Source organism: Deltaproteobacteria bacterium, from assembly GCA_035063765.1.
Lineage (GTDB): Bacteria > Myxococcota_A > UBA9160 > UBA9160 > PR03 > CAADGG01.
On sequence record JAPSFT010000007.1, the window covers coordinates 165,227 to 179,034 of the forward strand.

11 protein-coding genes are annotated in these 13,808 nt (G+C 73.8%); 3 read left to right on the forward strand and 8 right to left on the reverse strand.

Features of this window, described 5'->3' with window-relative positions; genetic code table 11:
* Positions 1-2 precede the first annotated feature (2 nt).
* Both glgB and OZ948_07180 read left to right on the forward strand, forming a co-directional pair.
* Complete coding sequence (glgB, locus tag OZ948_07175) at positions 3-1,916, forward strand: 1,4-alpha-glucan branching protein GlgB (GenBank protein MEB2344502.1); 1,914 nt, start codon at positions 3-5, stop codon at positions 1,914-1,916.
* Entirely contained in the window at positions 1,913-4,759 is a 2,847-nt protein-coding gene (locus OZ948_07180; GenBank protein ID MEB2344503.1) for a hypothetical protein, read from the forward strand. Before glgB ends, OZ948_07180 begins: the two co-directional genes overlap by 4 nt.
* Here OZ948_07180 and OZ948_07185 read toward each other — a convergent pair.
* Positions 4,756-5,514 (reverse strand): NYN domain-containing protein, encoded by a 759-nt coding sequence (locus OZ948_07185; GenBank protein MEB2344504.1) that lies wholly within the window; start codon positions 5,512-5,514, stop codon positions 4,756-4,758. The two genes, OZ948_07180 and OZ948_07185, sit on opposite strands and share 4 nt — an antisense overlap.
* A gap of 112 nt (positions 5,515-5,626) precedes the next feature.
* On the opposite strand from OZ948_07185, the gene OZ948_07190 reads away from it, so the two are divergent.
* Positions 5,627-6,028, forward strand: a complete 402-nt coding sequence (locus OZ948_07190; protein MEB2344505.1) for a hypothetical protein — start codon at positions 5,627-5,629, stop codon at positions 6,026-6,028.
* A gap of 12 nt (positions 6,029-6,040) precedes the next feature.
* On the opposite strand, the gene OZ948_07195 is transcribed toward OZ948_07190, so the two are convergent.
* The 7 genes from OZ948_07195 to OZ948_07225 form a co-directional block, all read right to left on the reverse strand.
* Positions 6,041-7,429, reverse strand: a complete 1,389-nt coding sequence (locus OZ948_07195) for a sigma-54 dependent transcriptional regulator (protein MEB2344506.1) — start codon at positions 7,427-7,429, stop codon at positions 6,041-6,043.
* Positions 7,430-7,439: 10 nt separating this feature from the next.
* Positions 7,440-7,865 (reverse strand): response regulator, encoded by a 426-nt coding sequence (locus OZ948_07200; GenBank protein MEB2344507.1) that lies wholly within the window; start codon positions 7,863-7,865, stop codon positions 7,440-7,442.
* Positions 7,862-8,734: an ATP-binding protein gene (locus OZ948_07205; GenBank protein MEB2344508.1), complete on the reverse strand. Its 873-nt coding sequence runs from the start codon at positions 8,732-8,734 to the stop codon at positions 7,862-7,864. Before OZ948_07205 ends, OZ948_07200 begins: the two co-directional genes overlap by 4 nt.
* Positions 8,735-9,061: 327 nt before the next feature.
* Positions 9,062-9,979: a TIGR03564 family F420-dependent LLM class oxidoreductase gene (locus OZ948_07210; GenBank protein MEB2344509.1), complete on the reverse strand. Its 918-nt coding sequence runs from the start codon at positions 9,977-9,979 to the stop codon at positions 9,062-9,064.
* Between the two features lie 414 nt (positions 9,980-10,393).
* Positions 10,394-12,019 (reverse strand): peptide chain release factor 3, encoded by a 1,626-nt coding sequence (locus OZ948_07215; protein MEB2344510.1) that lies wholly within the window; start codon positions 12,017-12,019, stop codon positions 10,394-10,396.
* Between the two features lie 80 nt (positions 12,020-12,099).
* Positions 12,100-12,930 (reverse strand): MaoC/PaaZ C-terminal domain-containing protein, encoded by an 831-nt coding sequence (locus tag OZ948_07220; protein MEB2344511.1) that lies wholly within the window; start codon positions 12,928-12,930, stop codon positions 12,100-12,102.
* A gap of 109 nt (positions 12,931-13,039) precedes the next feature.
* On the reverse strand, positions 13,040-13,609 hold the full coding sequence (locus OZ948_07225; GenBank protein ID MEB2344512.1) for a hypothetical protein: 570 nt from the start codon (positions 13,607-13,609) through the stop codon (positions 13,040-13,042).
* Positions 13,610-13,808 lie beyond the last annotated feature (199 nt).

Below are 13,808 nucleotides of genomic sequence, written 5' to 3' on the forward strand. Positions count from 1 at the left end.
CCATGCCGGTGCCGTCGGCCCTGAGCGACCAGGACCTCCATCTCTTCAACGAGGGCAGCCACCTGCGGCTGCACGAGAAGCTCGGCGCCCATCCCTGTGTCGCCGGCGGCGTACGCGGGACGCGCTTCGCGGTGTGGGCGCCGAACGCGGAGGCGGTCAGCGTGTCCGGCGACTGGAACGGCTGGGACCGCGGGCGTGACCGCCTCCGCCCGCGCGGCAGCTCCGGCATCTGGGAGGGCTTCGTCGCCGGCGTCGGCCCGGGCGCCGTCTACAAGTACCACCTGCGCTCGCGCGAGCGCGGCTACCGCGTCGACAAGGCGGATCCCTTCGCCTTCCACCACGAGGTGCCGCCGCGCACCGCCTCGGTGGTCTGGGAGCTCGACTACGCGTGGGGCGACAAGGATTGGATGGAGGCGCGTGCCGCACGCCAGGCGCTCACCGCGCCGATGTCGATCTACGAGCTGCACGTCGGCTCCTGGCGGCGGGTGGCGGCGGAGGGCTGGCGCAGCCTCGGCTATCGCGAGCTCGCGGGGCCGCTCGCCGAGTACGCGAGCGCGCTCGGCTTCACGCACGTGGAGCTCCTGCCGGTGATGGAGCACCCCTTCTTCGGCTCCTGGGGCTACCAGACCACCGGCTACTTCGCGCCGTCGAGCCGCTACGGGACGCCGCAGGACCTGATGTACCTGGTCGACGTGCTCCACCAGAACGGCCTCGGCGTGATCCTCGACTGGGTCCCGTCGCACTTCCCGACCGACGAGCACGGCCTCGGCTTCTTCGACGGCACGCACCTCTACGAGCACGGCGACCCGCGCCAGGGCCTCCACCCCGACTGGAACAGCTTCCTCTTCAACTACGACCGCCACGAGGTGCGGAGCTTCCTGCTCTCGAACGCGACCTACTGGCTCGAGACCTATCACGCCGACGGGCTGCGCGTGGACGCGGTGGCCTCGATGCTCTACCTCGACTACTCGCGCAAGCCCGGCGAGTGGATCCCGAATCCACACGGCGGCCGCGAGAACCTGGGCGCGATCCGCTTCCTGCGCCGCTTCAACGAGGAGGTCTACGGCCGCCATCCCGGCGTCCAGACCTTCGCCGAGGAGTCGACCGCCTGGCCGATGGTCTCGCGCCCCGTCTGGCTCGGCGGGCTCGGCTTCGGGCTCAAGTGGGACATGGGCTGGATGCACGACACGCTCGCCTACTTCCGCCGCGAGCCGATCCACCGCAGCCACCACCACAACGAGCTGACCTTCCGGATGCTCTACGCCTTCAGCGAGAACTTCGTGCTGCCGCTCTCCCACGACGAGGTGGTGCACGGCAAGGGCTCCCTGCTCGCCAAGATGCCGGGCGACGCCTGGCAGCGCTTCGCGAACCTGCGGGCGCTCTTCGCCATGATGTGGGCGCAGCCCGGCAAGAAGCTCCTCTTCATGGGCGGCGAGATCGGCCAGGGGTCCGAGTGGAACCACGACGGCGAGCTCGACTGGGGCCTCCTCGCCCACGCCCCGCACCAGGGCCTCCAGCGCTTCGTCCGCGACCTCAACACCACCTATCGCGCGGAGCCGGCGCTGCACGAGCTCGACTGCGACGCCGCGGGCTTCGCCTGGATCGACTGCAACGACAACGAGCAGAGCACGCTCTCGTGGCTGCGCCGCGCCCGCTCCGGAGCCGGCACGATCGCGGTCGCCTGCAACCTCACGCCGGTGCCGCGGGAGGGCTTCCGGCTCGGCGTCCCCGCACCCGGGCGCTGGCACGAGATCCTGAACAGCGACGCGCCGCTCTACGGCGGGAGCGGCCTCGGCAACCTGGGCGGCGCCGACGCGGTGCCCCGGCCCTGGCACGGCCTGCCCTGCTCGATCTCGATCACGCTGCCCCCGCTCGCCGTGCTCTGGTTCCGGCACGAGGGGACGGCCGCGCGTTGAACGCCGCCAGCGAGCATCCCGCGCTGCACGAGGCCCTGGCGCGCGCGCCCGACCCCGAACGGGCGCGGAAGCTCGCCGAGCGCGTGCTCGAGGCGGCGGCGGCACGGCCTCCGCTCGACCCGGCCGGCCTCGCGCGCGTGCTCCACGCCTGCTGCGGCGTGGCGCCCTTCCTGGCCCCGTGGCTCGCGCGCCATCCGGACTGGCTCGCCGCCCTGGCCCGCGACGACCTGCGGGCGCCGCTCGCGCGCGACACGCTCGACGCCGGGATCGCCGGGGCGCTCGCCGGCGCTCCGGACGCCGAGGCGGCGCGGATCCTGCGCGAGTGCAAGTACCGCGCCCTTGCGCGCATCGTGACCCGCGACGCCGACGCCGGCCTCGTCCCGCTCGCACGCAGCGGCGAGACCCTCGCGGAGCTCAGCGCCCTCGCCGAGGCGCTGCTCGAGGCCGCGCTGCGCCTCGCCCGGGCGCGCGTCGCGGCGCGCTTCGGGCCCGCTCCCGGCGGCTTCTGCGTCCTCGGCCTCGGCAAGCTCGGCGGCGAGGAGCTGAACTTCTCATCCGACGTCGATCTCGTGTACGTCTTCGACGGCGCCGCCGGCACGGGCGGCCACGAGCTCGCCCCCGCCGACTACTGGACGCGCGTCACCCGCGAGCTCGGCACGCTCGTCGCCACCGAGACCCCGGAGCGCTTCCTCTACCGCATCGACCTCGACCTGCGGCCGGAGGGCGAGCTCGGCCCGCCGGTGGTCTCGGAGGAGGCGCTGCTCGCCTACTACGAAACCGCCGCCGCCCACTGGGAGAAGGTGGCGTTCATGAAGGCACGCCCGGTGGCGGGCGACCTCGCGCTCGGCTGGCGCGCGGTGCGGGCGGTCGCGCCGATGATCTACCACGCGACGATGGACTACGCGGGCGTCGGGCGCATCCGCTCGCTGAAGGACGAGATCGGCCGCCGGCGCGGCACCCGCGGCCAGGGCTTCGACGTGAAGCTCGACCCGGGCGGGATCCGCGACGTCGAATTCGTGGCGCAGGCGCTCCAGCTCCTCCACGGCGGCCGCATCCCGCAGCTCCGGGACCGCTCCACCCAGCGCACCCTGCGCCGCCTCGCCGAGGTCCGCGTCCTGCCGGCGGAGGAGGCGGAGGCCCTGCTCGACGCCTACCGCTTCCTGCGCCGGCTCGAGAACCGCCTCCAGATGGAGGACGAGCAGCAGGTGCACCGCGTGCCGCAGCAGCCCGAGGCGCTGCGCCGGCTGGCTCGCGCCATGGGCCATCTCGAAGCGGACGGCGTCGCGCGCCTCGCCGCCGAGCTCGAGGCGCGCCGCGAGCAGGTGCTCGGATTCGCGGCTCGCTTCCGGGCCGAGAGCGAGGCCGACGAGGTGGTACAGCTCTTCCTGCGCCACCAGCCGGCGCTCGCCAGCGCGCCCGCGACGCGCCCGATGATGGAGTCGCTCGCGCGCGCCTTTGCGCGCGAGATCGCCGCCTCGCCGGACCCCGCGCTCGCGATGACCAACCTCGACCGCTTCGTCGAGGGCGTGGGCGCGCGCCGCTTCTACTACGAGTTGCTGCTCGACCGGCCCGAGCTGGTGGGGCGCCTCGCGGCGCTCTTCGCGGGCTCGCGCTGGCTCTCGAACACCCTCGCGAGCCATCCCCGGCTGATCGAGCCGCTCTTCGCGGACCCCGACGTGCTGCTGCTCGACCGCGCGCACCTGCGCGGGGACCTGGCCGCCCTGCGCCGCGAGCGCGCCGCGGCGGCCGGGCGGCCGGCCGACTACGAGTCGGAGCTCGAGGCGCTGCGCCTCTTCGTCCACCGCCAGGTGATGAACGTGGGGCTCCTCGACCTCGACGGGCGCGTGGCACGCGCCGCGTGCGAGCGCGCGCTCACGGAGGTGGCCGAGGTCACGCTCGAGGCCGCGCTCGAGGTCGCCGCGCGCGAGGTCGCGCGCGTGCGGCCGCCGGGGCCCGGCGCTGCCGCGGCGCGCTTCCTCGTGGTCGGGATGGGGAAGCTCGCGAGCCGCGAGCTCTCCTATGGCAGCGACCTCGACCTGATCTTCCTCTACGACCTGCCGCCCGGGCACGAGGGCGAGCCGCTCGCCGCCCAGGAGCACTGCGTGCGCGTCGCGCAGCGGCTCATCTCGGCACTCGAGACGCCGACCGCCGAGGGCGCCTGCTACGAGATCGACTCGCGCCTGCGGCCCTCCGGCCACCAGGGCGCGCTCGTGACCTCGCTCGCGGGCATGGCGGCCTACCACGCGGGCGAGGCGCAGCTCTGGGAGCGGCAGGCGCTGCTGCGCGCACGGCCCGTCGCCGGCGATCCGGGCGCCGCCGGGCGCTTCGAGGCGCTGCGCCGCGAGGTGCTGGCCCGGCCCCTCGGGCCCGGCGCCGCCGCCGAGGTCCACCGCATCCGCGTGCGCATGGAGGCGGAGCTCGCCGCCGAGTCACGCGGGCACCGCGACCTGAAGCGCGGGCGCGGCGGCCTGCTCGACGTCGAGACGGTGGTGCAGCTCCTCCAGCTCCAGCACGGCGCCGGGGCGCCTGCGCTGCACGACGTCGAGCGCACCGAGGTGCTGCTCGAGCGGCTCGCGGCGCGCGGCCTGCTGCCCCCCGCGCAGGCCGAGGCGCTCGCGCAGGGCTGGGACTTCCTGCAGCGCCTGGCGGCGCGGCTGCGGATCGTCGAGAACCGTTCGATCTCGGAGCTCGACGCCGGCAGCTCCCAGCTCGACACGGTCGCGCGCCGGCTCGGCTACGCCGAGGGTGCGCGCGAGGCCAGCGCCCGCAGCGCGCTCCTGCGCGACTACGCCCGCCACACCGAGGCGATCCGCGCGGTGTACCAGGCGATCCTCGGCGGCTAGACCGCCGCCAGGCGCACCTTGTAGTTGCCGCGGCTCGGGTCGTAGTCGAGGTGGATCAGGCCCTTGCTCTCGGCGGCCTGGAGCAGCTCCCCGAAGGAGCGGTAGCCGGACTGGGCCTCGTTGAAGCCGGGATCCACGCGGCGCATGGTCTGCTTCACGATCGAGCCCCAGATCGGGTCGTAGTCCTGCTCGAGCGAGCGCACGATCTCGACCAGGCGGTCGAGGGCGGGATCGGCCGCCTGGCCCTCGCGCTCGCGGGTGCGCTTGCGCGCCGGACGCTCGGTCTGCGCCTTCAGGAGGTCGTCGTAGAAGAGGAACTCGTCGCAGCTCGCCACCAGCAGCTCGGAGGTGGAGTTGCGGACGCCGCAGCCGATCACGCGCTTCTCGTTCTCCTTGAGCTTGTAGACGAGCGGCGAGAAGTCGCTGTCGCCCGAGAGCAGCGCGAAGACGTCGATGTGGCCCTTCGCGTAGCAGAGGTCGATCGCGTCCACGACCATCCGGATGTCGGCGCTGTTCTTGCCGCTCTGGCGGGTCTGGGGGATGTCCACCAGCTCGACGCCCTGGCCGTGGAACTCGCGCACGTGCTCGCGGTAGCGGCTCCAGTCGCAGTAGGCGCGCTTGTAGACGATCCGGCCCTTCTCGAGCAGCCGCTTGAGCACGAGGTCGATCTGGAAGCGCCCGCCCTTCATGCCGCGCGCACCGAGCGCCAGGTTCTCGAAATCGACGAAGACGGCGATCAGCGGCTCGTCGGACAACGATCGCTCCCCGGTTCGCGGTGTGGAGTCGGGGCGCACTCTACCCCTTGGCCGGGTGGGCGGCTAGGATGCGGCGCCGCCCCGACGGGCGGTCGGGTGGGTGAGGCGCGGCATGAGCGTAGGGGCCGACATCGAGGCCGAGTGCGGCCGCTGCGGCAAGACCTGGCACGTCGTGATCGCGATGGTCGACGGCCGCATCGCGCAGGTGGAGTGCGGCGAGTGCCACAAGCGCCACCGGTTGCGCTCGGGCGAGGGCGCCCGGCCGCGCCCGCACCGCCGGACCGGCCTCGTGGACGCGTCCGCTCGCAAGCCCGTCGCCGCGCGTCCCCTCGTCGCCGCCGATCCGGATCGCCCCCCGCGCCCCTACGAGGCCAACGAGAGCTACGCACCCGGGGACCGCGTCGAGCACCCCGCCTTCGGGCCCGGCGTCGTCGAGCGCCTGGTGGGCGCCAACAAGGTGCAGATCTTCTTCGCCGGCGGCAGCCGCGTCCTGGTCCACCGCCGGATCGGCTGAGAGGACGCCGGCTCAGGGCTTGCCGGACTGCGCCGCCGCGTACACCGCGAGCCGGTTGTAGAGCGTCTTCAGGCTGATCCCGAGCAGCTCGGCGGCGCGCTTCTTGTCGCCGTGGAGCTGCTCGAGCGTGGCGAGGATGAGCCGGCGCTCGGCCGCGGCGATGGGCTCGCCGACCTCGATGCGCAGGACCGTACCGTCCCCCTCCGACGGCGCCGGCCTCGCCGCCGCCGCGCCGTAGCCCGCCCGCGGTCCGGGCGGCAGGTCCTCCGGCCGGATCGACGAGTCGGCCAGGATCGCCGCCCGCTCCACCGCGTTGCGCAGCTCGCGCACGTTGCCCGGCCACTCGTACTCGCGCAGCCGGGCGAGCGCGGCGTCGTCCCAGCGCTTGGCCGACCCCTCCTTGCGGTTCACCAGCGCGAGGAAGTGCTGGGCGAGCACCTCGATGTCGTCGCCGCGCTCGCGCAGCCGCGGCAGGTGGATCGGGAACACGCACAGCCGGTACAGGAGGTCCTCGCGCAGGATCCCCTCCTGCACCGCCTTCTGCGGGTCGCGGTTGGAGGCGGCGATCACGCGTACGTCGACCGGCAGCACCTCGCTGGAGCCGACCCGCGTGAGGCCGCCGCTCTCGAGCACGCGCAGCAGCTTCACCTGCAGCTCGATCGGCATCTCGGTGATCTCGTCGAGCAGCAGGGTGCCGCCGCCGGCCTGCTCGAAGTAGCCGCGGCGCCGGCGGTCGGCGCCGGTGAAGCTGCCGCGCTCGTGGCCGAAGAGCTCGCTCTCGATCAGGGTCGGGGAGATGGCGCCGCAGTTCACGGCCACGAAGGGGCCGTCGCGCCGCTTGCTCATCGCGTGCACGGTCTCGGCCACCAGCTCCTTGCCGGTGCCGCTCTCGCCGGTCACGAACACGCTCGCCTGGGTCGGCGCCACCCGCGCGATCAGGTCGTAGACCTGCTGCATCGGCGCCGAGCGGCCGATCAGCGCCCCGAAGCGGCCCATCGCGCGCAGCTCCCCGCGCAGGGTCGACACCTCGGCGTGCAGGGCGCGCTGGCGCGCGACGTGGGCGAGCACGCTCGCGAGGCGCGCGCGGTCGACCGGCTTGCTCAGGTAGTCGGCCGCGCCCTCGCGCAGCGCGCTCACCGCCGAGTCGACGCTCGCGTGCCCCGTGATCACCACGAAGGCCGCGCCGGCGTACTCCTCGTCGCGCACCAGCTCGAGCCCGTCGCCGTCCGGCAGGCCGAGGTCGATCAGGACCACGTCCACCGGCCCTTCGGCGAGCCGCGCCCGCGCGCCCGCGAGGGAGTCCGCCTCCTCGACGGCGAAGCCCTCGCGCTTCACGAGCAGCGCCAGGCTCTCGCGGAAGTCCGGCTCGTCGTCGACGAGCAGTGCCTTGATCGCGTCCATGGCCCGTCCCTCACTCCGGGTGCTGGTTGAGCAGCATCCAGTAGCGCGCCGCCTCGGCGAGCCAGGCCCCCGGCGCGCGCGGGTCGATGCGCTTCACGAGGTAGCTGTTGGCCCCGAGCTCGTAGCTGCGCCGCACGTCCTCCGGCTGCTGCGAGGACGAGATCACCACCACCGGGATGCCGCGCGTGCGCGGTGCGTCGCGCAGGCGGCGCAGCACCTCGAAGCCGTCGACCTGTGGCATGCGAAGGTCGAGGAAGATCACCTGGGGTCGCAGCGGCTCGCCGCCGCCCTCCGACAGGTGCAGCGCTTCGAGCGCCTCGCGGCCGTTGCTGCAGGTCTCCACCTCGACGGGCAGGCCGGCGCGGCCGATCGCGCGCAGCGCGATCGTCACGTCGTCGGCGTCGTCGTCGACCAGCAGCAGCAGCGGGCGGCTCACGGCCCGGCCCCCGTGGCGGGCGCAGGGAGCAAGAGCCGGATCGTCGCGCCGCGCTCGAGCTCGGCCTCGGCGCACACGCGCCCGCCGTGGCGCTCCGCGACACGCCGCACCACGGCGAGCCCGGCGCCGGCTCCGGCGAACTCCTCGCGCGGGTGCAGGCGCTCGAAGACGTGGAAGAGCTTGCTCGCAAAGCGCGGGTCGAAGCCGATCCCGTCGTCGGCCACCCAGTACTCGACGCCGTCCTGGCTGGTCCGCGCCCCGACCGTGATGCGCGCCTTCTCGCGGCTCCGGGTGAACTGGAGCGCGTTCGCGAGCAGCTCCTCGAAGGCGGTCTGCAGCAGGATGGGGTCGGCGACCACCGGCGGAAGCGGGCCCGCCACCAGGAGCTCGACGGCGCGCCCGGCGGGCAGGGCCGCCGCGAACGAGGCGCGCACCAGGGCGTCCACGTCCACGAGCTGCCTCTCGAGCGGCCGGCGCCCGACCCGCGCAAGACGCGCCAGGCCGTCGAGCAGGGTCAGGGCGGCGTTCGCGCTGCGGCGGACGCGCGCGAGGATCGCCCGCCCGTCGGCGTCGAGCCGGGCGCCGTGGTCCTCCTCGAACACCGTGAGGAAGTTCAGGGCGGCGCCGATCGGCGAGCGCAGGTCGTGGGAGACCGAGGAGTGGATCTCGTCGAGCTCGCTGCGGACGGCGTCCACCTCGCGGCGCAGGGCCGCCAGGTCGTCCGCGTCCCCGGCGACGTCGATGCCGCGGCCGGCTCCGCCGGCGCGGCCGCTCCGGCGGTGCATCCACAGCCGGCTCGAGACCGCCCCCGAGGCGAAGAGCAGGATGGAGACGAGGGCGGCCACCGCCAGCTGGCTCTCGGGGCTCATTTCCTTTCCTCGCCGATGAGGCGGATTGTAGAGTTTTCAGCGTCTCTGCGATCCGCCCGACCGTCCGGCCCTTTCGCGCGCGTCCTTCCGGGGCTCCGGCCGGACCGGACGTCCGCGGGGTTCCCGAGCAGCAATCGTGCCACCGGGATCCCCGAGTGTCGTGACACCTGGCATGGGCGCTGCAAAGGGATCGGGTCGACCCCGGCGCTGCCCGCGTGCAGCGACAGCGCGCGCCGGCGCCGGGGCGAGCGCCCGGGGTCCCCGCCTCCGGGCCCTGCGCGGCGGGGTTGCCCGTCCCCCGGCTCCCCGCCGCGCCCCTCGCTCCTGCTACGAGGGAAGCTCGGCGCGCAGGAAGGCGCGGGTGCGCGCGACGGCGCCGCCGTCGGCAGGGAAGAGGCTGGCTGCGAAGTGCGTGACCCCGGCCTCGCGCAGCCGGGCGAGGCCCGCGCGCACGGCCGCCTCGTCGCCGACCAGGGCCACGTCGCCGGGGCTCGCGGCGCCCTCGCGGTCCAGCATCGCGCGATAGCTCGGAAGCTGCCCGTAGATCGCGAACACCTGGCTCGCGGCCGCACGCGCCCCGGCCGGGTCGCCCGTGATCGCGATCGGGAGCGCGGCGACGATGCGCGGCTCGCCCCGCCCCGCGTCGCGGGCGGCACGGCGGATCGTCGGCACGGTGTGATCGGCCAGGGTACGCAGGCCCGTCATCCAGGTGGCGGTGCCGTCGGCGAGCCGGCCGGCGAGCGCGAGCAGCTTCGGGCCGAGCGCGGCGACCACGACCGGCACCGGTGCGCCGCCCTTCACCTGGAGCGCGCCCTGGACCCGGTAGAGCTCGCCCGAGAACGCGGCCGGCTTGCCCTGTACGAGCGGCATCAGGACCTCGAGGTACTCGCGCATCTGCCGGGCGGGGTGGGCGTAGGAGAGCCCGAGCATGTTCTCGATCACGACCTTGTGCGAGAGCCCGATGCCGAGCACGAAGCGCCCGCCACAGGCCGCCTGCGCCGTCAGCGCCTGCTGCGCGATCGCGAAGGGATGGCGCGGAGGGGTGGGCGTGACACCGGTCGCGAGCTCGATGCGGCGCGTCTCGCGCCCGGCGAGGGTCAGGACCGAGATCGCGTCGAACCCGAAGATGTTGGGCAGCGAGAAGAACGCGAAGCCGTCGCTCTCGGCCTGCCGCACCTCGCCGACGAGGGCGTCGAGCGTGGTCTCGGGGTTGCCGACGAGGAGGCTGCCGATCCCGATCTTCATGTGCTCGACCTCCGGGGGGGGAGCACGCAACATAGATCGGGCCCGTACCTGGTGCAGCCGGCTCCCGGTCCGAGCTTTCTACATCCTTCCGAGCCTCTTGCGCCCCGCGCGCCGCAACGCCTCCGCCGTGCGTGGTACGCCCCGTGCATCCCCGGGGCGCAGGGAGGAGATCATGCAGACGCCGAGGACCAGAGAGCAGCGCCACCCGACACGGCCGACGCGCGGGACGCCCGCCGAGGAGGAGCGGGAGCCGGCCGCCTTCCCGGACCCGGTCGACGAGGCGTCGGCCGAATCGATGATCGCGAGCGACCCTCCGGCGCGCTCGGGCCTGCGGCTCGGGCCCGCCAGGAAGCCGCGAAGACGGCCGTAGCGAGCGCGCCTCGGCGGATCCGCCGGACGTCACCGGGCGGGCGTTCAGCCCTCCGCGCCGGGGCGTCGGGTGCCGTCCCCCGTCTCCGCGAGCACCAGCGCGGGGTACTTGTCACGCGTGACCTGGAGGTTCCAGGGCGAGCGGAAGAGCAGCACCGGGCTGCCGTCACGGTCCTCCACCACCCGCACCGAGTCCGAGAAGCGGAAGGCCTCCGGGTCGAAGCCTGCGCGCGGCCAGCGCGCGAGGGTCCAGGGGAGCGGCGTCAGCTGGAGCGCCACCCGGTACTCCGTCGCGAGCCGGTGTTGGAGCACCTCGAACTGGAGCGGCCCGACGGCACCCAGGATCGGCGCCGAGCTGCCCGAGCCGGGCTCGGCGAAGAGCTGGACCACGCCCTCCTGCGCGAGCTGCTCGAGCCCCTTCGCGAGCGCCTTGCGCTTCATCACCTCGGCGACCTCGACGCGCGCGAAGTGCTCGGGCGAGAAGCTCGGGATCCCGTCGTACGAGAAGTCGCCCTCGTCGCAGAGGGTGTCGCCGATCCGGAAGCTGCCCGGGTCGAAGAGCCCGACGACGTCGCCGGGGAAGGCCTCGTCCACCTGCTCGCGCTCCTGCGCCATCACGAGCGTCGAGCGGGTGAGGCGCACGGGCTTGCCGGTGCGCGCGTGCACGGTCGTCGCGCCGCGCTCGAAGCGGCCCGAGCAGATCCGCACGAACGCCACCCGGTCGCGGTGGTCGGGATCCATGTTCGCCTGGATCTTGAACACGAAGCCGCTGAAGGGGTGCGCCACCGGGTCGATCCGGCCGCGCGTCGAGGTGCGCGGGCCGGGCGGCGGCGCCAGCTCGAGGAAGCGGTCGAGGAAGGGCAGCACGCCGTAGTTGGTGAGCGCGCTGCCGAAGAAGACAGGGGTCTGGCGGCCCGCCGCGACGGCGGCGCGGTCGAAGGCGGCACCGGCGCCGTCGAGCAGCGCGAGGGCGTCGGCGACGGTGCCCGCGAAGGGGCCGAGCGCCTCGCGCAGGGCCGGCGTCTCGGGCTCGCCGGCCACGCGCCGCTCGTCCACCTGGAGGGTCCCGTGGTGGCCGCCCGAGAAGAGCAGCGCCGCCCGTGCCTGCCGGTCGTACACGCCACGGAAGTCGCGGCCCGCGCCGATCGGCCAGCAGAGCGGCACCGCGTCGATCCCGAGCACCTCCTCGATCTCGCCGATCAGCGCGAGCGGCTCGCGCCCGTCGCGGTCCATCTTGTTGACGAAGGTGAAGATCGGGATCCGGCGCAGCCGGCACACCTCGAAGAGCTTGCGCGTCTGGGCCTCGACGCCCTTGGCGGCGTCGATCAGCATCACCGCGGAGTCGGCGGCCACCAGCGTGCGGTAGGTGTCCTCGCTGAAGTCGCGGTGGCCGGGCGTGTCGAGCAGGTTCACGCGGAAGCCGTGATGCTCGAAGTGCAGCACCGACGACGACACCGAGATCCCGCGTTGCTTCTCGAGCTCGAGCCAGTCGCTGGTGGCGTGGCGGGCGGCCTTCTGCGCGCGTACCGCGCCGGCCTCGCGCACCGCGCCACCGTAGAGCAGGAGCTTCTCGGTGAGCGTGGTCTTGCCGGCGTCCGGGTGCGAGATGATCGCGAAGGTGCGCCGCCGCGCGACCTCCCGCGCGATCGTCCGTTGCTGGGGATGGTCCATCGCCGGGAAGGGGACGTGGTCTTGCGCAGCTCGCATCCCGTCAGGGACGCAGGTCCGGCAAGCCGCGCCCCCCGGTTTGCCTAGCCTGCGAAGCCGAAGCGGCCCTGGTCGAGGACGACGTCGCCGGAGGGGTTCACGGTCTGGAAGACCGCGCTCTGGCCGTCGACCCAGATCCGCACCGTCACCGCCTCGCCGGGGAAGACCGGCTTCGAGAAGCGCCCCTCCATCGAGCGGAAGCGCGCCGGGTCGTTCTTGCACAGCGCCTCGAGCAGCGCCCGGCCCGTGAAGCCGTAGGTGCACAGCCCGTGCAGGATCGGCTTCGGGAAGCCCACCGACTTCGCGAGCTCCGGATCCGAGTGCAGCGGGTTCATGTCGCCCGAGAGCCGGTAGATCAGGGCCTGGTCCGGCCGGGTCTGGTAGCTGACCTCGTGGTCCGGCTTGCGCGCCGGCACCGCGAAGGGCTCCGCCTTCGGGCCGGGGTCGCCGCCGAAGCCGCCGGCGCCACGGATGAAGGCCGTCATGCGGTTGCGAAAGCGCAGCTCGCCGGTCTCGGCGTCCTTCGACTCGCACTCGAAGGTGACGAGCCCCGCCTTCCCCTTGTCGTAGATCGAGGCGACCTTGCCGGTGGTGCGCACCTTGCCGTTCGGCGGGATCGCGCCGAACACCTCGATGGCCTGCTCGCCGTGCACCAGCATCGCGAAGTTGAAGGTGCCGATCTTGTCGAAGGGGATCCCGCCCATCCCGACGATCACCGCGTAGGTGGGGAGCACGAGCTGGTTCTTCTCGGTCGTGAACTGGAGCTCCTCGACCCCACAGCCGACGCCGAGGGCGTAGAGGATGGCGTCCCGGAAGCTCCAGGAGCGCTCGGTGGGGGTGCCTTCCAGGCCGACGGCCTTGGGATCGAGGGGCATGGGGTCCTCCGCGCGGATGGGGGTTCGGGGGGCGCTGCGGGCGGCGATTGTAGCCGCCGATCGCCGGCCCGCCCCGTTCCGCCGGAGCCGCTCGGGCGCGCGCGGCGCCTCAGCGGGTGTCGCCGATGAAGACCATGCGCTCGGGCGACACGCGCTCGCTCGTCATGCGCACCTTGTGGTCGCCGGCGTAGAGGCTTGCGACGTAGCCGATGAAGCCCTGGGTGGGCCAGCGGCAGATGTCCGGGAACTCGGGCGGGCAGTCGACCTCGAGCCGGAACACGACCGCGCGCTCGGCGACGCTCGTGATCTCGCAGCGCCACTGGGTGTCCCGGTACATCGCAGGCCCCAGGGTCGCCAGGATCGTGCCGACGCGGTCGCCCCAGTTCGCCCAGTTCCCCTTGAGCTGGGCGTAGAGCCCGCTCGCGCGCACCCGCTCGGCCGCGAGCCGGCCGCGCTCGACCAGGTACTCGGTGCTGCGCCGGCCCTCGACCTCGAAGAGCAGCTCCATGAGCCGCCCGTAGGAGCCGTAGGGATACCAGAGGGCCGCGACGATCTTGCTCTCGAGGAGCTGGAGGTCCGAGCCGGGCAGCCGGGCCTCGAGCGCCTCGGGAGGGATCCGGCCCTGCCCGACGAGCCGCTTCACGTCCGCGACGACCGACTCGATCGCACTGCCCTTCACGCCCATCGATGCTCTTCCTCTGCCTGCGGCCTCGCAGGAGTCGATCGGAAGTGCAGGCCGAGTCCTTGAGAACCGCGATTCCGCGGGCTCGTTCCGGCGCTCCGCCCGCCCCGCACGCGAGCCCCTCGTGGACCGCGAGGAGCCCGGTCGCGAGCGCGCGCAGCGCCAACGGGGTCCAGGCGAGGCCAGGCGGCCGCGA